This is a genomic window from Vibrio sp. 10N.286.55.E10 (genome assembly GCF_002872555.1).
In the GTDB taxonomy this organism is placed as follows: Bacteria; Pseudomonadota; Gammaproteobacteria; order Enterobacterales; family Vibrionaceae; genus Vibrio; species Vibrio crassostreae.
In genome coordinates this window covers 71,345-91,713 of the sequence record NZ_MCSD01000009.1, presented here as the reverse complement: position 1 = coordinate 91,713, position 20,369 = coordinate 71,345, and the positions used below count along the sequence as shown (strand labels likewise).

Here is a 20,369-nt window from a genome sequence, read left to right as displayed (position 1 = left end):
ATGTACTTGTTGTTTTTTATAAACTGATAGTTTGCTTTAGCCAGTTAAAACGTTATTGGTTGTGTTAACAAAACCGATTGATTTTATTTTCATCAGCTTTACAACGTATAGCTAATTGTGTTTAAGGTCAAGTTCATGGTTAATTATCATGCATAAACGCGATTAGCCACTTAATAATCTAAAATAATCGATGGATATCAATGAGATATATAAGGTGGATGTTAACGAGATTTAACATATACAACAGGGGGATTTTGAAAGCGCCAGAAAGCAGATAGAAAAAAGGCTAGCATCGAGTGCTAGCCAAATATAAAAGTTAGGAAGGGTGTTGCTTTTCCTCTAGGCTAACGTCATTGACGTTAGCCCGAGAAATATTATGCGGAAAGCATGAGTGAATCAGCTTTCGCTTCTAAGTTTGAGTTACCCATTAAGAAGTCATCAATAGCAATTGCACATTCACGACCTTCATTAATACAACGTACCACTAGAGACTGACCTGTACGCATATCACCAGCAGCGAAAACGCCTTTCTGGTTAGTTGCGTAACCTTCAGAAGCGACGTTACCGCGCTCGTCCAGTTTAATGTCTAGTTGAGCTAGTACACCTGTTGGCTCTGGGTGTAAGAAACCCATTGCTAGGAATGCCATATCACAAGGGATAACACGTTCTGTGTTCGCCACTTCATCAAAGCTTGGACGCTCACCTGGTTTCGCATCTTGCCAAACGATGTCAGCAATACGTAGACCCGTCACTTGACCTTGCTCGTTACCGATGAACTCTTTGGTTAAGATGTTCCAGTGACGTTCACAACCTTCTTCGTGAGAAGTAGTGGTTTTCATGATCATTGGGTATTGAGGCCAAGGCATATTTGCAGGGCGCTTCTCTGGTGGGATCGGCATGATCTCTACCTGAGTAATGCTTGCTGCTTTATGACGGTTTGAGGTACCTACACAGTCAGAACCAGTATCACCACCACCGATAACCACAATGTGCTTATCTTGAGCGTGAATCTCTTCTGTTTTCAGGTCTAGGTCGTTGGCACGACGGTTGTTTTGGCCAAGGAATTCCATCGCAAAATGAACGCCTTTTAGCTCACGACCTGGAATTGGTAGGTCACGCGGAACCGTAGAACCACCTGTTAGCAGGACCACATCAAACTCTTGACGTAGCTGTTGAGCATTAACATCAACACCGATGTGTTGGTTCACTTTAAACTCAACGCCAGCTTCAGCCATTAGGTTGATCTTACGATCAATCACGTCCATACCCAGTTTGAAATCTGGGATACCGAAACGCAGTAAACCGCCAACTTTCTCGTCACGTTCAAATACAGTCACTGAGTGACCTGCACTGTTTAGTTGCTCAGCAGCGGCTAGGCCAGCAGGACCTGAACCGATAACAGCCACTGTTTTACCTGTGCGAGAACGAGGTGTTTTAGGTTTTGCGTACCCTTCGCGGTACGCAGTCTCTACAATCGTTTTCTCGATATTACAGATAGTGATTGGGTCTTGGTTGATACCCAGTACACAAGCACTCTCACAAGGAGAAGGGCACACACGACCTGTAAATTCAGGGAAGTTATTGGTCGAGCTTAGGATGTTCCAAGCCTCTTCCCAGCTGTCACGGTAAACCGCGTCATTGAATTCTGGGATGATGTTACCAATCGGACAACCGCTGTGACAGAAAGGTACGCCACAGTCCATACAACGAGACGCTTGAGTATTGATCTTGTCACCAAACTCTTCGTTAAGTACGAACTCTTTGTTGTCTTCGATACGAACTGACGGGTCGAGCTTCTTTGGAAGCTCACGACCGTGTTCTAAAAATCCAGTAGGCTTACCCATTATACTGCCTCCACTTCTTCCGTTTGTGCTTGTTGTGCTTCAGCTTTACGCTTCTCAAGAACTGCTTTGTAGTCGCGTGGCATGACTTTAATTAGTGATGCAACACTTGCTTCAAAGTTGTCTAGGAAAGACTGAGCAACTTCACTTCCTGTGAATTCAACGTGCTTGGTTAGCATATCTAGTAGAAGATCTTTATCTTCTTGTTCAATTGGATCTAGGTCTACAAGTTCAGAGTTAAGCTTGGTTTCGAAGTCGCCCGCTTTATCCCAAACATAAGCGACACCGCCACTCATACCCGCAGCAAAGTTACGACCCGTTGAGCCAAGGATAATAGCAACACCGCCAGTCATGTATTCACAACCGTGGTCACCAACGCCTTCAACAACAACCTTCGCACCTGAGTTACGAACACAGAAACGTTCGCCAGCCATACCGCGAATGAAAGATTCACCTGAAGTCGCACCGTAGAAACATACGTTACCAACCACGATGTTATCTTCAGCAACGATAGATGATTTCGCATCTGGGTACAGTACTAAAGTACCGCCAGACAGACCTTTACCCCAGTAATCGTTCGCGTCGCCTTCTACTTCGAACTTAACGCCTTTCGCAAGGAACGCACCGAAAGATTGGCCAGCACTACCGTGGAACTTAACGTTCATTGGCTGTGGTAAACCTTGGTCTTTGTAAACCTTCGAGATTTCGTTCGACAGCATGGTACCTGCAGAGCGGTCCGTGTTGATGATAGGGAAGCTTGCACTTATAGCTTCGCCTTTCTCAAGTGCAGGAATCGCAGCTTGAATCAACTTACGGTCTAGAACATCTTCTAGGTTGTGGTTTTGTTGTGTCTGGTTGTAGATACCATCTTCTGCACGCGCCTGCTCAATGTGCAGTACCGGCGTTAGATCTAGGTTCTTGTACTTCCAGTGACCGATGTCATCACGAACTTTAAGTTTGTGCGATTGACCCACCATCTCATCAATAGAGCGGAAGCCAAGTTCAGCCATTACTTCACGTAGACCTTCAGCCATGTATTGGAAGAACGTTACTACGTCTTCTACGCGGCCGTCGAAACGCTCACGAAGAGTTTTGTTTTGTGTTGCGATACCAACAGGACATGTATTCTTGTGACACTTACGCATCATGATACAGCCTTCAACAACTAGAGCTGCTGTTGCTACGCCCCATTCTTCAGCGCCAAGTAACGTTGCGACTGCAAGGTCACGTGGTGTTTTCATCTGACCATCAGACTGAACAACGATACGGTTACGTAGGCCGTTTTTCAGTAGTGTTTGGTGCGTTTCTGCTAGACCCAGTTCCCAAGGCAGACCAGTGTGACGGATAGAAGACATCGGAGATGCACCCGTACCACCATCAAAACCTGCGATAAGTACCACGTCAGCTTTCGCTTTCGCTACACCAGATGCAATCGTACCTACGCCAGCTTCTGATACTAGCTTCACGTTTACACGGCCATTACGGTTCGCGTTTTTCAGATCGTAGATCAGCTGAGCCAAATCTTCGATTGAGTAGATATCGTGGTGTGGCGGTGGCGAGATAAGACCTACGCCCGGAGTCGAGTGACGCGTTGCGCCGATCCAGTCATCAACCTTATCACCAGGTAGTTGACCACCTTCGCCCGGTTTCGCACCTTGAGCCATCTTGATTTGTAGCTCATCAGCGTTAGATAGGTAGTAAGACGTTACACCAAAGCGACCAGAAGCCACCTGTTTGATTGCTGAACGTTCCCAGTCGCCGTTTTCTTTACGTTCGAAACGTGCTGGATCTTCACCACCTTCACCTGAGTTTGATTTCGCGCCAATGCGGTTCATCGCAACAGCCAGTGTTGAGTGAGCCTCATGCGAGATTGAACCAAAGCTCATTGCGCCAGTAGCAAAACGCTTAAGGATGTTCTCGATTGGTTCTACTTCTGCTAGAGGAATAGAGCCTGCAGGGTTTTTGATGAAGTCCAGTTGACTACGTAGCGTTGCTGCGTTGTCGCCTTGGTCATCAACTGCTTTTGCGTACTTCTTGAACTGACCGTAATCTTTGTTACGCGTCGACTCTTGAAGTAGAGAAATCGTTTCAGGGTTGAACAGGTGCTTCTCACCACGTTGTTTCCACTGGTAAACACCACCAACATCAAGGATCTGAGCTGGGATTTCACGAGCTGGGTAACCAACACGGTGACGAACCAGTACTTCTCGCGCGATATCGTCGATCGTTAGACCTTGGATACGAGAAACAGTACCTGTGAAGTATTTTTCAACTACTGATTTGCTAACACCAAGTGCTTCAAAGATTTGTGCACCGTGGTAAGACTGCAGCGTAGAGATCCCCATCTTAGAGAAGATCTTAAGTAGACCGCCGTTAACACCTTTACGGTAGTTATCGAATAACTCACGTGGGTGTACGTTTGGATCTAGCTTCTTCGTACGTTGCAGTTCAACAATCGTTTCAATAACTAGGTATGGGTTAACTGCGTTCGCACCGTAACCGATAAGCGTTGCAAAGTGGTGTGTCTCACGAGCGTCGCCCGTTTCAACCACGATGTCACACTTAGCACGTAGACCTTTACGGATTAGGTGGTGATGAACCGCGCCAACAGCCAGCATTGCTGGAATAGCGGCATGGTTAGAGTTAACCGCACGGTCAGTTAGTAGGATGATAGAGTAGCCATCAATCACTGCGTCTTCTGCGTATTGGCAGATACGCTTAAGTGCGCGCTCTAATTTACCTTGGTCGCCATTTGCTTGGAATACGATATCCAGTGTCTTCGCTTGAAGGTGCTCGTTATCGATTGCACGCAGTTTTTCTAACTCAGAGTTAGACAGTACTGGAGACTCAAGCTCTACTTTTTGACAGTGTTCAGGTGTTTCAGCAAGTAAGTTCTGATCTTTACCTAGGTAAGTGTTCAGAGACATAACCATACGCTCACGAATCGGGTCGATCGGTGGGTTGGTTACTTGTGCAAACAACTGTTTGAAGTAGTTTGAAAGGTGCTGAGATTGATGAGAAAGAATCGCTAGCGGCCAGTCAGCACCCATTGCAGAAAGTGGCTCGTAGCCTGTTTTCGCAAGAGGTAGAATGATTTCGTTCACTTCTTCAGAGCTCACACCAAACGATTGTTGTTTGTGGAGAAGTTTCTCTGGAGAAGGTTGACTAAATTCGTTGCTCGCATCTGGTAGCTTTTTCAAGCTCAGAAGGTTCTCTTCAACCCACTTTTCGTAGGGTTGTGCTTTAGCAATGCTGTCTTTCACTTCTTCATCAGAAATGATGCGGCCTTGCTCAAGGTCAGCAACAAAAATACGACCTGGTTGCAGGCGACCACGGTACTCAACGTTTTCAGGTGCAATCTCAACAACACCAGACTCAGACGCCATTACTAGGAAATCGTCTTTTGTTACTGTGTAGCGAGAAGGACGCAGACCGTTACGGTCTAGCGTTGCACCTACTTGAACACCATCGGTGAAACATACAGATGCTGGGCCATCCCATGGTTCCATTACGTTCGCGTGGTACTGGTAGAACGCACGACGAGTTGGGTCCATGTTTTTGTTTTCTTGCCATGCTTCCGGGATCATCATCATCAACGCATGTGGCAGAGTACGACCTGAAAGAACAAGTAGCTCAAGTGCCATATCGAAGTTTGATGAATCCGAACTACCTTCCTGACAGATAGGCAGTAGCATGTCGATTTCAGCTTGTGTAAACAGATCCGATTCTAGGATTGCTTCACGCGCTTTCATCCAGTTCAGGTTGCCGCGAACCGTATTGATTTCGCCATTATGCGCGATGTAACGGAAAGGCTGAGCTAGACGCCAACGTGGGAATGTATTGGTAGAGAAGCGAGAGTGTACCAGTGCTAGAGCTGTCACCATGGTTGGGTTTTGCAGGTCTAGGAAGTACTGAGGAACTTGTTCAGTTGTTAGCTGACCTTTGTACACCAATGTCTTGTAAGACATAGAGTTGATGTAGAAGTCATCACCGATATTTGAAACGCTTTCTAGGCATACACGAACCGTGTAGTTACGTAGAACATACAGTTTACGCTCAAGTTCTTCTGGTGTGATACCAGGGCCGCCAGAAATAAATACATGTTCAAATTGAGGTTCAGTGCTTAGTGGGTCAGCACCAATCATTGAATTGTCAGTTGGAAGTTCACGGTAACCGATCACTTCTAACTCAAGGCGTTGTGCATTGCGTTCTAGAATGTCACGACACTGTGCACGTTTGTGTTCATCTTTAGGGAAAAGTACAACACCAACACCATATTTTTCAAAAGATGGCAGCTTAATTCCAAGCTTTACGGCTTCTTCTAGTAAGAATTCGTGCGGCTTCTGTAGCAGGATACCTGCACCATCACCAGAACACGGATCGCAGCCTTGGCCGCCACGGTGTTCCATACGTGCAAGCATATCGAGTGCTTGAGTTACTACATCATGAGATTTGCGATTCTTTAGATGCGCAACAAAACCGATACCACAAGCGTCATGCTCCAATTCAGGAGTATACAGACCCTGTGAGTTCTGCTCTTGATCTACCATAGATACATCCTTCCAGTTAAATCTAGGCGCAACTTATTTGTATAAAGTCAGCCTTGTCCTTTTATATTTATGGGTCTAAACCTGCCTATGCTGGCGGTTTGAATCCTTTCCGTATCTCGCAGGAAAAGTATTGCGAGAAAAACAATCCTTAGTGATACCTGTTTATTTTTAACCACAAACTAGTGGTTTATATAGGTGGGAGTTAGATATCACCGACTTATTAGCAAGTTTTCGTTGTAAGTAAATACTCAAAAATAGCCAATATGTGTAAGTATCCTACAATTTTGTCTAGGCGAATTGCAATGAAAGTTGACCCATGTAGACCATTTTTTTCGTTTTATTTTGAATTTAATGCCTAACAAATGTGCAACATTAGGCAAATAGAGCCGATTTTTTGCATGTTTATTGATATTTGTTAGGTTGCTCGCAAAAAGCCTTGAGTAAACTAATTGGTCGAATTTTGCAGGGATGTAATTTTTTTTCAAAAAAGACTGATATTCATTCTTATTTACTTGAGTGCTTTGAAAATATGCAATTACACGAGTTGGTCAATACTATCGGCCAAGACCTTCAACGCCGTTATGGCGAAAAAGTCCACAAGCTGACGCTTCACGGTGGTTTCAGCTGCCCAAACCGAGACGGGACCATTGGTCGTGGAGGTTGTACGTTTTGTAACGTGGCTTCCTTTGCCGATGAACAAACTCAAATTCAAAGTATTGCTGACCAGTTAAAAGATCGCGCGGGTGAGATTGCTCGTGCCAAGAAGTATCTGGCTTACTTTCAGGCGTACACCAGCACTTATGCTGAGGTACAAGTGCTTAAGAATATGTATGAAGAGGCGTTAAAAGCACCTGGTGCAGAGATCGTCGGCCTTTGTGTTGGCACAAGACCAGACTGCGTGCCTGATGCGGTGTTGGATCTGTTAGCGGGTTACGTTAAACAAGGCTATGAGATTTGGCTCGAGCTTGGCCTGCAAACCGCCAATGATAAAACCCTCAAGCGAATTAACCGCGGACACGACTTTGCGGTGTATGAAACGATCACCCAGCGTGCACGCGCTTTAGGCATCAAGGTGTGTACCCACCTGATTGTTGGTCTACCAAAAGAGACTAAGCCGGATAACCTTGAAACCTTAGACAAGGTATTAGCGGTTGGCACTGATGGTATTAAGCTGCACGGCCTGCATATAGTAGAGGGCAGTACCATGGCTAAGGCGTGGAAAGCCGGAAAGCTAGAAGCCCCAAGCCTTGAAGAGTACATCGATATCGCGAGTGAGATCATTCAACGCACGCCTGCGGACGTGGTTTATCACCGTGTTTCTTCAGCGGCGAGACGGCCAACGTTACTCTCTCCTTTATGGTGTGAGAACCGCTGGTTAGCGATGACTGAAATAGGCCGTTCGCTCGATAAAACCGGTGCTCAAGGCATCAAAACTGGCTCTGCATTCGAGTACACGTTGCCTGTTTTAAACGCAGCCAATTAATAGAAATGGGTGACTGTAGGTAACAGCAGATAAAACCAACAAATAGTGGTAACATTTCCCTCACAGATTTTATGGTATAGATTGAGAGCAGATGGAACTGGTAATGACTTGGTTGTGGGACAGGGCGTATGGCTACGGTATTTATATCGTTGTTGTATTGCTGATTGCTCTCATCTGCTGGCATCTCTATTCTCGTTATCAATCGCATATCGAAACGCTTCTACTTGCTACCCCGTCGCCACTCTACTTTGTTGATGTTCGAAGTGGCGAAATACTCTATGCCAATCGCCAAGCAATGCAGTTGCTTGGTATTCGACAAATTGGTGTTAACTTTCGATTCCCTACCGTTGAAAGCGAGAATAGCTTTCGCCACTACTTAACCAATCACATCAACTCTCGAGCCTTCGAGCAGGTCTCCCTGTGGGCGCTTTCTGAATTTGAGTCGTTTAAGATCAACTTAGTCGGTCGTAAGGTTCATTTTAGAAATAAGCAGGCTTGGATGATTCATGCTTCACCTTATAAGAATACTAACGAAGAAATGTCCCAAGAAGTTCGAGAGTTGAATGTTGCTCGTACCGCTTTGGATTCTTTGTCTGAGTTGATCTACGTGAAAGATCAGAAAGATCAGTTAGTGACGAGTAATCGCTCGTTTAAAAAGTTTTGGCATGGTCGTGCTGAAGAGGGCACCCTGAGTGTTTCTGGTGGAGTATTAAAAGGTCGTGTAAGTGAACGCTCTTGGACTACAGATCAAGATGGAAAAAGCTGCTTGCTTGAAACCTACCAAAGTGTCTTGCTCTCACAAGATGGATCAACCATAGGTACGCTCTCTATTAGCCATGATGTGACCGATTGGCATGACATGCAGCAGCAGCTTCGTGGCGAAATGGAGAAGCGAAAAGATACCGAAGTGGCACTTGCGCAGCGTGACACCATCTTGCAAAACATCTTGGAGGCCAGCCCAGACTCGATTGGCATCTTTAATGAAAACATGGTTTATCAAGCGTGTAATAAGCCATTTGTGGCTGCGCTAGGTATCTCTGAAGTGAGTGACTTGATCGGTAAACGCTTACAAGATGTGGTGCCACATAGTATCTATACGCGAATATCAGAAACCGATCATCAAGTGCTTCATCAAAGTAAATCGCTGCGTTATATCGACAAAGTGGTCTCAAGTGATGGAGCATTTACTTGGTATGATGTAGTCAAATCACCGTTTAGAGATCCAGCATCGAGCACTAATGGTGTGTTGATCATGGCGCGTGATATTACAGAGCGTTATCTAGCAGAACAAAAGCTTGAAGAAGCCAACCTTGAACTTGAACGCCTCAGCTTTATGGATAGCCTGACTAAAGTTTCTAACCGACGTCGTTTCGATGAACAGCTCTCGACACTGTGGCATTATCATGTGCGTGAGAAGTTACCGCTGACGATCATGCTGTGTGACATCGATTTCTTTAAAGGCTACAACGACTATTACGGACACCAGCAAGGTGATGATGCCTTGGTCCAAGTTTCTCAGGCATTTAAGCAGGTGTTGAATCGTTCATCGGACTGTGTAGCTCGTTATGGTGGTGAAGAATTCGGCTTTATTCTGCCGAATACAACGACCGAAGGTGCTCAGCTGGTGGCGCAGCGTATTCATGACGAAGTCCTAAAGTTGGAACTTGCGCATGAGAAGTCGACGGTCTCTGAATTCATCACCGTGAGTATTGGTATTGTCTCTTACATTCCGAAACCTGATGACGAGATGGAGTCGGCCGTTGCTTTGGCTGACAGTGCTCTGTATCAAGCAAAGTCTGACGGTCGAAACCGTTCTATGGTGCACCCATCCTCAATTTGCTAACTCTATAAAATCGGTGATTTTCCCACCTTCGTCTGTTTTGGTTGTTCGGTATTTATATTAATTGGATTAACCTTCGATATTGCCGCTGATCTCTTGCTGCGTGTGATGTAGCTAGCTTACCTCCTATCTTCAAACAGGGTAGAATGTTGCTAGTCTTATCGCATGGAGCGTTAAATGAAACCCATGAAAAATCTTGCCCAGTATTACGTGGATCTACTCGTAAAGCTGGGGATTGTCCGCTTTTCTATCTTACTCGCCCTAGCGCTTGTTGCCCTCGCTGTTGTTGTGCAAGTCGGTATCACCCTCGCACTCAAAGGTAATGTTGATGATATCGATATTGTCCGTTCAGTTTTCTTTGGTTTAGTGATAACGCCTTGGGCGGTTTACTTCCTATCTGTAGTCGTTGATCAGCTGGAAGAGTCTCGTCAAAGGTTAGCGAAACTGGTCTCTAAACTTGGCGACATGCGTGAGCGAGACCAAGAGCTTAACAATAAACTGCAGCTCAATATTGAGAAGCTTAATCAAGAAATTGAAGAGCGTGAAAAAGCGGAAGAAGCGCGTGCAGAAGCGATGCACGACCTTGAGAACGAGGTGTTTCAACGTGAGCGAACTCAGCTTGAACTTGCAGAACGTACGGCACTGCTACGTTCATTCATCGATGCCTCTCCTGACCTTATTTACTATCGTAATGAAGATGGTGTGTTCTCTGGTTGTAACCGTGCTGTAGAAGAGCTCACCGGCAAAACAGAAAAAGAGCTGGTTGGTTTGACTCCTTGGGATGTCTACAGTAAAGAGGTAGCCCAACAAGTTGTTGAAACCGATAAGAAAGTCTTTTCTGATAACCAAGCGCTGACCTATGACCAATGGCTTGAATACCCTGACGGACGTAAGAGTTACTTCGAACTGCGTAAGGTTCCTTTCTACAGCAAAGATGGCCGTCACTTGGGCTTAGTCGGTTTTGGTCGTGATATTACTGAACGTAAAGAGCATCAAGAGTCGTTAGAAAAAGCTAGCCGCGATAAGACCACCTTTATCTCAACCATTAGCCACGAGTTAAGAACACCGCTCAATGGCATCATCGGCTTGAGCCGCATGTTGTTGGATAGCCAACTAACGACCGAGCAGCGTAAGCAGATGCAAACCATTAAGGTAAGCGCAGTGACATTGGGTAATATCTTTAACGATATTATCGACATGGATAAGTTCGACCGCCGTAAGCTTGAGCTCTTCCCAACCCCTATCAATTTTGAAGATTTCGTTGTCGAGATCGAGAGTATTTCTGCGTTAATGGCAGAGCAGAAAGGACTAAGGTTCGATCTAGAAAGATTGTCTGATCTTCCAGCTGCTGTTGAGGTGGATGGTACTCGTCTTAGACAGGTATTGTGGAACCTTGTCAGCAACGCGATGAAGTTCACCAAAGATGGTGGTGTGGTGATGACAGTCAGCGCCGAAATTGATGGCGACTTTGCCAACATAACGATGGAAGTAGAAGACACCGGGATTGGTATCCCTGAAAGTGAAATCGAGAAGATCTTCGCGATGTACTATCAGGTAAAATCGGGCACGGACAACTTGCACGCTGTCGGCACGGGCATTGGCCTCGCGGTCTCACAGCAGCTGATCAATATGATGGATGGCCACATTGAAGTCACCAGTGAAGAGGGCTTTGGTAGCACCTTTACGGTTTCGATTCGAGTTCCAGTTAATCACGATACTCAGGCACTGATCAAAACGCCAAGAAAGCAGTCGAATCTTAAGATCTTCATGGTCGAAGATATTGAACTCAATATCACAGTGGCTCGCTCTCTACTTGAAAGTCTGGGTCATGAGGTGACCGTAGTAATGACGGGTAAAGAGGCTCAGATTGCTTTCAACCCGGAAGACTATGACTTGGTACTGTTAGATATCCAACTGCCAGACATGACAGGTTTCGATATTGCTCAATACTACCGCGAGAAATACAGCCAACTACCGCCTTTGGTGGCATTAACTGCCAACGTGTTAAGCAACAAGCAAGAGTATTTCCAGAAAGGCATGGACGAAGCGATCAGCAAACCTTTGTCAGTTCGAGCTATTCAAGATGTCATCAGCGAGCTGATCGAAGATGCGCCAGAGGTAATTGAGAAAGTAGCGGGTACGGAGAAGGTTGAAAGCATTGAGAAAGTCGACGCCACTAAGTCTGTTCTTTCAGCTATTGATACCACTTTGCTTGATATTGATATGCTAGAGTCTTATGTTGACATTGTTGGACCAAAACCGGTTTTGGATAGCATCGTGATGTTTGAAGATATGATGCCGGAGTATATGGAAATATTGAACTCCAACATGGTCGCGAAAGATAAAGCCAGTATCGTTTCTGAAGCACATAAAATTAAAGGTGCAGCAGGTTCTATCGGCCTGAAACGCATTCAACAAGTTGCTCAGAAAGCTCAATCTCCTGACCTACCAGCTTGGTGGGAAAACATTTCAGATTGGGTCGATGAGATTAATAACGAATACCAGAATGACATTGAAGTCTTAAAGAGTTGGTTAAATCAAAGGTAGAAGAAGAATGAAAAAATTAGCATTCGCCGCATGTGTAGTGGCATTAGCGGGTTGTTCTACGCCCCAAGTAGAATGGCAGCAAGATAATCAAGTAGAAGTATCTGCAGCAACAGTCACAATGAAAAGCAACCTTTGGCACAACAAGATGCCAACGATTGGAGAGACCCAAGATAAGACTCTGCATGGTGCAATCTACCTAGAGTCAGACTCACAACTGCCAGCAACGCTTGCGGTTGAGAGTGTTACCGTTAAACAGGGTGCAGACACCTTATTGGTAACAGCTGACGATCTTGATTTAAGAACACATAGCGAAACTCAATGGGAAGTCGCTTTTGTGTGGCAACTAGAGATCGACAGCGACAAGCCTGTTGATGTGGCGGTTGAACTGAAAGATGGTGAAACCGTGAAGTGGCTAGTAGAGAAAGACGTTAAGGTTGATACGGTTTACTAAACCTTAGCGAACAATGAACAACAAAAAAGGGAGAATGCGTTGGCATTCTCCCTTTTTAATAACTATTGATTGCGCTTCTACTGTTCAAACACTAAGTGCTAAACGACTCGAAACGCGAATCGAATTAGTCTTCTAGGTCACCACAAAAGCGGTAGCCTTCACCGTGAATCGTTGCGATGATTTCTGGCGTACCAGAAACAGATTCAAAGTGCTTACGAATACGACGGATTGTTACGTCTACAGTACGATCGTGTGGCTTAAGCTCACGACCAGTCATCTTCTTAAGAAGGTCTGCACGTGTTTGGATCTTACCTGGGTTCTCACAGAAGTGAAGTAGAGCACGGAACTCTGAACGAGGTAGCTTGTAGCCTTCGCCATCTGGGCTAACCAGAGAACGACTGTTGATATCTAGTACCCAACCGTTGAACTCATACTTTTCAACGCTACGCTTTTCTTCTTGAACAGAGCTTGTGCTCATTGAACGGTTAAGAAGGTTGCGTGCACGGATAGTCAGTTCACGAGGGTTGAAAGGCTTCGTGATGTAGTCATCAGCGCCGATCTCTAGGCCAAGGATCTTATCAACTTCATTATCACGACCAGTTAAGAACATAAGCGCTACGTTTGCTTGCTCACGTAGTTCACGCGCAAGTAGTAGGCCATTCTTACCTGGAAGGTTGATGTCCATAATTACAAGGTTAACTTGGTTGTCAGATAGCACTTGGTGCATCTCTTCACCGTCGCTAGCCTCAAAAACAGCATATCCCTCTGCTTCAAAAATACTCTTTAGAGTGTTACGAGTTACTTGCTCATCTTCAACGATAAGAATCTGCGGGGTTTGCATTTGGCGGTACCTAAATTTGTGACGAAACTGTGCTAATAGAATAAATTCTAGGCAAAAACATAACATACAGGTAATGTATTTTTGATGATAACTTAAAGTTTTCAAAAAAACACTTACTTCCAGCTATCTGCCTTCCTTGAAGTATTGCCCAATAACGTAGATCCAGTACGCCTTTCAATCATTCTTTTAGTGATTGGAGAGGATTCTATAATGTTAACAGCATGCTAACAACGCGAGAATGTTAATTCCATTCACTTTGTTGATTTACATCAATTGCCGTATCGCAACAAACTTTAATAGTATGGCTACAACTTAACCAATGTTATGGTGATTATTTAGCACCAAAACAAGAATGATTATTCGAGATGTTTCGCACATCTTGCCTGCTAAAGACCGTATTATGAACCAAGGAAGCTGAAAGCTGTCCTAAGAGTCTAGTAGATAAATATGCTCAATCAACTTTTATTGAGTAATAAATTGAGCATAGAACAATGAAAACAAAGGATTAATTTTAATAACATATAAAAGCATAGAGGTTAGCCTGACTAAACAGGTAACGCCTTACTCACGGAGGATATATGCACGATATAACACCCGACTTATGTGATGAGTTTGAAAGCGAAGTCACCCTACTGAACATGCCATTGCAGAACTTCGGTCAACGTGGTGCGTTCTTTGGAAAAATTGTAACAGTTCGTTGTTACCACGATAATTCCAAGGTTCGCGAGATTTTAGAGACCGATGGCTGTGGCAAAGTGCTTGTCGTTGATGGAAATGGCTCATGCCAAAAGGCGCTGCTTGGCGATCAGCTCGCTATTCTCGCGATAGAGAATGGTTGGGAAGGCGTGATTGTGAACGGTGCGGTGCGTGATGTTGGCATGATGTCGCAAATGGACCTTGGTGTTCAGGCGCTGGGTGCATCGCCATTCAAGACCGAGAAACGCGGCGTCGGACAAGTGAATGTTACGCTCTCTATACATAATCAACTGATTCAGCCTGGTGACTATATTTATGCCGATTGGAATGGCGTATTAATTTCATCTGAGTTGTTAATTGAGTCGTAACTAACTCAAATTTAATTCCGTTGTTAGATTAGATTGGGGAATGGTTTGTGATGTGCTGAAAGCTTGGGGCTCAATTCGGACTAATCAGTAAATAAAGAACAAGCGAAAGAGATTAAAAGCGAAACCCTAATCCCACTTCAACACCTTGCTGCCACTCTTCATAGTCAAGGGTGGCATGCAAATCTAGATTATCAGTCAGTTGCACTCGGCTGGAAACCTCTGCGGCTACCGATTTCTCATTGTCTTCGGTTTCATCTTTATAGGTGTGTAAAGAACTGTTGAAAGAGACTCTTTCTGAAAACTGATAACTGACACCACTTAAGAATCCACTTTCCTGTTTCAGTGCCGCACTATTGATACGTGTACCCACGTAAAGATCCACATCTGAAAACAAGCTATAAGAATAGCCACTGTCTATTTTCCAAGTATCGAAGCTTTCACTTGACGCGTTTTGTGTGGAGATAAAAAATTTATGAGAAGAACGATCTATTTGAGAAGGAAGTAGAGGCAAACTATTCGCTGAACAAACAACAGGCATAGCAAAAGCCAAAAGAATAAGTAATCTCTTCATTTCCCACTCCTGATGTCATTATTATTGTTCTTCGAACGTTATCGTTCAATTAAAGCACAGAACTTGTGCGTTCGCTGCACAATCGATATAGCATTTTGTTATGACTATATATGCAATTGATCACTCTTGCTTGTTCAATGAGTAAATCCAGTATCTTAAGTGAAGGTTTATACAGGGTGTTTTATCCCTTAAATGACGGTTTGCTCTGAAAAACGGTGCGAATGTAAAAAAAACGCAACTTTTCATTGACGTCCAGTGGTAAAAATTGATACACGTAGAGTAAAGCACAAGCAGAGAATTTGATATGCAGCACTTAAGCCACCTAGTAATGACCACAACCATTATTATTACCGACATTAACATTGTTGGGGCAGGCTGCTAAGTAACGGATTTTAAAAAAAAGGCCTGTATCCAACAAGATACAGGCCTTTTTTTGTACCATTTTTATGACTTATGGAGAAAGGGATGCGCGTTTTAAAGTTTGGAGGTTCATCATTAGCTGATGCAGATCGTTTTTTACGAGCGGCTGATATCATCGCTAATAATGCCCAGCAAGAAGAGCTAGCTGTTGTACTATCGGCTCCAGGAAAAACAACCAATAAGTTGGTCGCTGTAATTGAAGCTGCACTTAAAAATGGTGAAGCAGATGCACAGATTACAGAGATCGAATCCTCATTCGCTGCACTGTTTGCAGATATTCAAGCCGTTGTTCCTTCTATTGACGGTTCTGCGTTCCAAGAGCAGGTGGATACTTCTCTTGCTCAGCTAAAACAGTTCGTGAACGGCATTAACCTACTGGGTATGTGCCCGAATCATGTTAATGCTCGCATCATCAGTAAAGGTGAGCGAATCTCAATCCAGTTGATGAAAGCGGTACTTGAAGCGAAAGGCCAACCAGCAAGCCTGATTGACCCAGTTCAATACCTATACGCTAAAGGTGATCACCTTGAAGCTATGGTCGATGTGGATGTTTCAACTCAGAACTTCCGTCAATCGCCACTTCCTAAAGGTCACGTAAACATCATGCCGGGCTTCACTGCTGGTAATGATAAAGGTGAGTTAGTAACACTTGGCCGTAATGGCTCTGACTACTCAGCGGCAGTTCTAGCGGCATGTCTACGTGCTGATTGCTGTGAAATCTGGACTGATGTAGACGGCGTTTACAACTGTGACCCACGCTTAGTCGATGATGCACGTCTGCTTAAATCATTAAGCTACCAAGAAGCGATGGAGCTTTCTTACTTCGGTGCTTCGGTTCTGCACCCGAAGACTATCGCGCCTATCGCGCAATTCCATATTCCTTGTCTGATCAAAAACAGCTTTAACCCACAGGGTGCGGGTACTTTGATTGGTCAAGACACTGGCGAAGATAACCTAGCAATTAAAGGTATTACTACGCTAAGTGACCTAACAATGGTTAACGTATCAGGCCCTGGTATGAAAGGCATGGTTGGCATGGCAAGTCGCGTATTCGGCGCGATGTCTTCGGCTGGCGTTTCTATTGTCCTTATTACTCAATCGTCTTCTGAGTACAGCATCAGCTTCTGTATTGAATCGGCTGACAAAGTGAAAGCGAAACAAGTGTTGTCAGACGCGTTTGAACTTGAGCTCAAAGATGGTCTATTAGAGCCAGTTGAGTTCATGGACGACGTAGCGATTGTAACGCTGGTGGGTGACGGTATGCGTACTTCACGCGGTGTTGCTTCTCAGTTCTTCTCTTCTTTAGCTGAAGTGAACGTCAACATTGTTGCGATTGCTCAAGGGTCATCTGAGCGTGCTATCTCAGCGGTTATCCCTGAAGATAAAATCTCTGAAGCAATCAAAGCGTGTCACGAGAACCTATTTAACTCTAAGCACTTCCTTGACGTATTCGTTGTGGGTGTTGGCGGCGTTGGTGGCGAACTTGTTGATCAGATCCAACGTCAGCAAGGTAAATTGGCTGAAAAAGGCATCGTGATTCGCGTATGTGGTTTAGCAAACAGTAAAGGTTTGTTGCTAGACAGCGATGGTCTACCGTTAGAGCAGTGGCGTGACCGTATGTCGAGTGCGACTGAAGAATTCAGCCTAGCTCGCTTAGCCGCTCTTGTTCAACGTAACCACATCATCAACCCAGTATTGGTTGACTGTACGTCTAGCGAAGGTATTGCTGCGCAGTACGCTGATTTCCTAGCGGCTGGTTTCCACGTGGTAACACCAAACAAGAAAGCAAACACAGCAAGCATGGCTTACTACCATCAGCTTCGTGAAGTTGCACGTAACTCACGTCGTAAGCTGATGTACGAAACAACCGTAGGTGCAGGTCTACCAGTAATCGAAAACCTTCAGAACCTTATCTCTGCAGGTGATGAACTTGAGAAGTTCAACGGCATTCTTTCAGGTTCACTGTCTTACATCTTCGGTAAACTTGATGAAGGTATGACACTAAGCCAAGCAACCAATATTGCTAAAGATAACGGCTTTACTGAACCGGATCCTCGTGACGATTTATCTGGTATGGATGTGGCGCGTAAGCTGCTTATTCTTGCTCGTGAAGCAGGCATGGCGCTTGAACTTGAAGATGTTGAAGTTGACCAAGCTCTGCCACCAGGTTTTGATGACTCAGGCACGGTTGAAGAGTTTATGGCTCGTCTGCCAGAAGCGGATGCTTACTTCCAAGAGCAGTCGGCTATCGCAGCAGAAGAAGGCAAAGTACTTCGTTATGTTGGCGAAATCGCTGAAGGTAAGTGTAAGGTTCGTATCGCTGCTGTTGATGGCGATGACCCAATGTTCAAGATTAAAGATGGCGAGAACGCATTAGCATTCTACAGCCGTTACTACCAACCAATCCCTCTAGTACTACGTGGCTACGGCGCGGGTACTGAAGTAACAGCAGCTGGCGTATTCTCTGATGTGATGCGTACTCTTGGTTGGAAATTAGGAGTTTAGGAATGAGTTCAAGTGATATGGATGTTGTCGTTTATGCTCCTGCATCAATCGGTAATGTCAGTGTAGGGTTTGATGTGCTGGGGGCCGCTGTGTCTCCAGTGGATGGCACACTGCTGGGTGACCGAGTAATGGTTAAAGCAGGCGATGAATCATTCTCGCTAAAAACAGCAGGCAGCTTTGTTTCTAAGCTGCCGACTGAAGCCAAAGAAAACATCGTCTACGACTGCTGGGTGGTGTTCTCTAGAGAGCTTGATAAAAAAGGCGTTGCGCTAAAGCCTTTAGAAATGACACTCGAAAAGAACATGCCTATTGGTTCTGGTCTAGGTTCAAGTGCATGTTCAATCGTAGCGGCGCTTGATGCGCTAAACCGTTTTCACGGTCAGCCACTGAATGAAACTGAACTGCTTGCTCTGATGGGCGAGATGGAAGGTAAGATTTCAGGCGGTATTCACTACGATAACGTTGCGCCATGTTACCTTGGTGGCGTGCAATTAATGCTTGAAGAGCTAGGCATCATTAGCCAAGAAGTCCCATGTTTTGATGACTGGTACTGGGTAATGGCGTATCCGGGTATTAAGGTTTCAACGGCTGAAGCTCGCGAAATTCTTCCTTCTCAATATCGTCGTCAGGATGTGATTGCCCATGGCCGTCATCTAGCGGGTTTTATCCACGCGTGCCACTCTGGTCAGCCAGAGCTAGCAGCGAAGATGATCAAAGACGTGATTGCTGAACCATATCGTGAGAAACTGCTTCCAGGGTTTGCTGATGCGCGTAAATACGCCACTTCAGCAGGAGCACTGGCTACTGGGATCTCCGGTAGCGGTCCAACTCTATTTAGCATTTGCAAAGAACAAGATGTCGCCGAGCGTGTTGCACGCTGGTTAGAACAAAATTACGTACAAAATGAAGAAGGATTCGTTCACGTTTGTCGCCTAGATAAGCAAGGTTCGATCGTTACAGGAAGTGAGTTATGAAGCTGTACAACATCAAAGAAAATGACGAGCAAGTCTCTTTTGGCCAAGCCGTTCGTCAAGGTTTAGGTCGTAATCAAGGTCTATTTTTTCCATCTGAGCTACCAAAGTTTGATGATATCGATGCGCTGCTAGCAGAGGACTTTGTCCCTCGTAGCTCAAAGATTCTGTCAGCATTGATTGGCGATGAATTACCAAAAGAACAGATCGACCAAATGGTGGATGCAGCGTTCCAATTCCCTGCACCAATCAACCAAGTAAAAGACGGCGTTTACGCGCTTGAGCTTTTCCACGGCCCTACACTGGCGTTTAAAGATTTCGGTGGCCGCTTTATGGCTCAGTCTTTAGCAGCCGTTTCAGATGGTGGTCAAATCACGATCTTAACAGCAACATCAGGTGATACTGGTGCGGCGGTTGCACATGCTTTCTACGGCATGGAAGACATCAATGTTGTGATTCTTTACCCGAAAGGCAAGATCAGCCCATTGCAAGAGAAGCTTTTCTGTACGCTGGGTAAGAACATTCACACTGTCGCTATCGATGGTGACTTTGATGCGTGTCAGGCTCTGGTTAAAGAATCATTTGATGATGCTGAACTGCGTAAAGAGATTGGTCTTAACTCGGCAAACTCTATCAACATCAGCCGTTTAATGGCTCAGATCTGTTATTACTTTGAAGCGGCTTCTCAGCTGACTAAAGAGCAACGTGAAAACCTAGTTATTTCTGTACCAAGTGGTAACTTTGGTAACCTAACGGCGGGTCTATTGGCTAAAGCACTAGGTTTACCTGTTAAGCGTTTCATCGCAGCAACCAATGAAAATGACACGGTTCCTCGCTACCTAGAAACAGGTCAATGGGATCCAAAACCGACCATTGCGACAACGTCGAACGCGATGGACGTAAGCCAACCAAATAACTGGCCTCGTATTGAAGAGCTTTGCCAACTGAAAGGTTGGGGCTTAGATACACTAGGCAAAGGTAAAGTATCTGACGAGCAGAGCGCTGAGTCAGTTCGCGACCTAAAAGCACAAGGTTACCTATGTGAACCACATGGTGCGATTGCTTACCGTCTATTGGAAGAGCAATTGCAAGAGAATGAAACTGGCTTGTTCCTGTGTACAGCACACCCAGCGAAATTCAAAGAAGTGGTTGATGACATCCTAGGTTCTGATATCGAACTGCCTGGCCCGCTAGCAAAACACGCGGCAATGGAGTTGTTGTCTGAAGATCTTGATAACGATTTTGAAGCGCTAAAAGCAGTGCTTCGTCGAGTTCAACCGTAACG

General features: G+C 45.0%; 12 protein-coding genes, 1 pseudogene and 1 other annotated feature. Of the genes and pseudogenes, 8 read left to right on the top strand and 5 right to left on the bottom strand.

The features are described from left to right. Window positions 1-374: 374 nt before the first annotated feature. Complete coding sequence (locus BCV39_RS07345; protein WP_017630242.1) at window positions 375-1,844, bottom strand: glutamate synthase subunit beta; 1,470 nt, start codon at window positions 1,842-1,844, stop codon at window positions 375-377. After that, on the bottom strand, window positions 1,844-6,391 hold the full coding sequence (gene gltB / locus BCV39_RS07340) for a glutamate synthase large subunit (RefSeq protein ID WP_102432152.1): 4,548 nt from the start codon (window positions 6,389-6,391) through the stop codon (window positions 1,844-1,846). The genes BCV39_RS07345 and gltB overlap by 1 nt, the downstream gene beginning before the upstream one ends. Window positions 6,392-6,920: 529 nt before the next feature. Between gltB and BCV39_RS07335 the strand changes: the two genes are divergently transcribed. From BCV39_RS07335 to BCV39_RS07320, 4 genes are all read left to right on the top strand, one after another. Continuing rightward, window positions 6,921-7,874, top strand: a complete 954-nt coding sequence (locus BCV39_RS07335) for a TIGR01212 family radical SAM protein (RefSeq protein WP_102432151.1) — start codon at window positions 6,921-6,923, stop codon at window positions 7,872-7,874. A 91-nt stretch (window positions 7,875-7,965) separates the two neighbouring features. Continuing rightward, the gene (locus tag BCV39_RS07330) at window positions 7,966-9,717 is read left to right on the top strand and encodes a diguanylate cyclase (protein WP_102432150.1); all 1,752 of its coding nucleotides are present in this window, start codon (window positions 7,966-7,968) and stop codon (window positions 9,715-9,717) included. A gap of 174 nt (window positions 9,718-9,891) precedes the next feature. Continuing rightward, window positions 9,892-12,261 (top strand): aerobic respiration two-component sensor histidine kinase ArcB, encoded by a 2,370-nt coding sequence (arcB, locus tag BCV39_RS07325; RefSeq protein WP_102432149.1) that lies wholly within the window; start codon window positions 9,892-9,894, stop codon window positions 12,259-12,261. 7 nt (window positions 12,262-12,268) lie between these two features. Further along, on the top strand, window positions 12,269-12,712 hold the full coding sequence (locus BCV39_RS07320; protein ID WP_048658047.1) for a hypothetical protein: 444 nt from the start codon (window positions 12,269-12,271) through the stop codon (window positions 12,710-12,712). A gap of 124 nt (window positions 12,713-12,836) precedes the next feature. Here BCV39_RS07320 and arcA read toward each other — a convergent pair whose 3' ends face one another. Both arcA and BCV39_RS23330 read right to left on the bottom strand, forming a co-directional pair. Continuing rightward, window positions 12,837-13,553 (bottom strand): two-component system response regulator ArcA, encoded by a 717-nt coding sequence (arcA, locus tag BCV39_RS07315; RefSeq protein WP_004741534.1) that lies wholly within the window; start codon window positions 13,551-13,553, stop codon window positions 12,837-12,839. A 429-nt stretch (window positions 13,554-13,982) separates the two neighbouring features. Next, a pseudogene (locus BCV39_RS23330) lies at window positions 13,983-14,084 on the bottom strand (ribonuclease activity regulator protein RraA); the annotation flags it as partial. A 47-nt stretch (window positions 14,085-14,131) separates the two neighbouring features. On the opposite strand from BCV39_RS23330, the gene BCV39_RS07310 reads away from it, so the two are divergent. Then, the gene (locus BCV39_RS07310; RefSeq protein WP_048658048.1) at window positions 14,132-14,617 is read left to right on the top strand and encodes a putative 4-hydroxy-4-methyl-2-oxoglutarate aldolase; all 486 of its coding nucleotides are present in this window, start codon (window positions 14,132-14,134) and stop codon (window positions 14,615-14,617) included. A gap of 112 nt (window positions 14,618-14,729) precedes the next feature. On the opposite strand, the gene BCV39_RS07305 is transcribed toward BCV39_RS07310, so the two are convergent. After that, window positions 14,730-15,188: a hypothetical protein gene (locus BCV39_RS07305; RefSeq protein WP_048662672.1), complete on the bottom strand. Its 459-nt coding sequence runs from the start codon at window positions 15,186-15,188 to the stop codon at window positions 14,730-14,732. A 317-nt stretch (window positions 15,189-15,505) separates the two neighbouring features. Then, window positions 15,506-15,624, top strand: a sequence feature (Thr leader region). Between the two features lie 29 nt (window positions 15,625-15,653). Between BCV39_RS07305 and thrA the strand changes: the two genes are divergently transcribed. The 3 genes from thrA to thrC are packed head-to-tail and all read left to right on the top strand — an operon-like array spanning window position 15,654 to window position 20,367. Beyond that, complete coding sequence (thrA, locus tag BCV39_RS07300; RefSeq protein ID WP_102432148.1) at window positions 15,654-18,113, top strand: bifunctional aspartate kinase/homoserine dehydrogenase I; 2,460 nt, start codon at window positions 15,654-15,656, stop codon at window positions 18,111-18,113. Between the two features lie 17 nt (window positions 18,114-18,130). Beyond that, window positions 18,131-19,087 (top strand): homoserine kinase, encoded by a 957-nt coding sequence (gene thrB, locus BCV39_RS07295; RefSeq protein WP_048658085.1) that lies wholly within the window; start codon window positions 18,131-18,133, stop codon window positions 19,085-19,087. After that, the gene (gene thrC, locus BCV39_RS07290) at window positions 19,084-20,367 is read left to right on the top strand and encodes a threonine synthase (RefSeq protein WP_048662673.1); all 1,284 of its coding nucleotides are present in this window, start codon (window positions 19,084-19,086) and stop codon (window positions 20,365-20,367) included. Before thrB ends, thrC begins: the two co-directional genes overlap by 4 nt. Window positions 20,368-20,369 lie beyond the last annotated feature (2 nt).

Bases quoted from the DNA above. Each gene is read 5' to 3' on its own strand.
- BCV39_RS07345 (WP_017630242.1), bottom strand. From the start codon at position 1,844: ATGGGTAAGCCTACTGGATTTTTAGAACACGGTCGTGAGCTTCCAAAG.
- gltB (WP_102432152.1), bottom strand. From the start codon at position 6,391: ATGGTAGATCAAGAGCAGAACTCACAGGGTCTGTATACTCCTGAATTG.
- BCV39_RS07335 (WP_102432151.1), top strand. From the start codon at position 6,921: ATGCAATTACACGAGTTGGTCAATACTATCGGCCAAGACCTTCAACGC.
- BCV39_RS07330 (WP_102432150.1), top strand. From the start codon at position 7,966: ATGGAACTGGTAATGACTTGGTTGTGGGACAGGGCGTATGGCTACGGT.
- arcB (WP_102432149.1), top strand. From the start codon at position 9,892: ATGAAACCCATGAAAAATCTTGCCCAGTATTACGTGGATCTACTCGTA.
- BCV39_RS07320 (WP_048658047.1), top strand. From the start codon at position 12,269: ATGAAAAAATTAGCATTCGCCGCATGTGTAGTGGCATTAGCGGGTTGT.
- arcA (WP_004741534.1), bottom strand. From the start codon at position 13,553: ATGCAAACCCCGCAGATTCTTATCGTTGAAGATGAGCAAGTAACTCGT.
- BCV39_RS07310 (WP_048658048.1), top strand. From the start codon at position 14,132: ATGCACGATATAACACCCGACTTATGTGATGAGTTTGAAAGCGAAGTC.
- BCV39_RS07305 (WP_048662672.1), bottom strand. From the start codon at position 15,188: ATGAAGAGATTACTTATTCTTTTGGCTTTTGCTATGCCTGTTGTTTGT.
- thrA (WP_102432148.1), top strand. From the start codon at position 15,654: ATGCGCGTTTTAAAGTTTGGAGGTTCATCATTAGCTGATGCAGATCGT.
- thrB (WP_048658085.1), top strand. From the start codon at position 18,131: ATGGATGTTGTCGTTTATGCTCCTGCATCAATCGGTAATGTCAGTGTA.
- thrC (WP_048662673.1), top strand. From the start codon at position 19,084: ATGAAGCTGTACAACATCAAAGAAAATGACGAGCAAGTCTCTTTTGGC.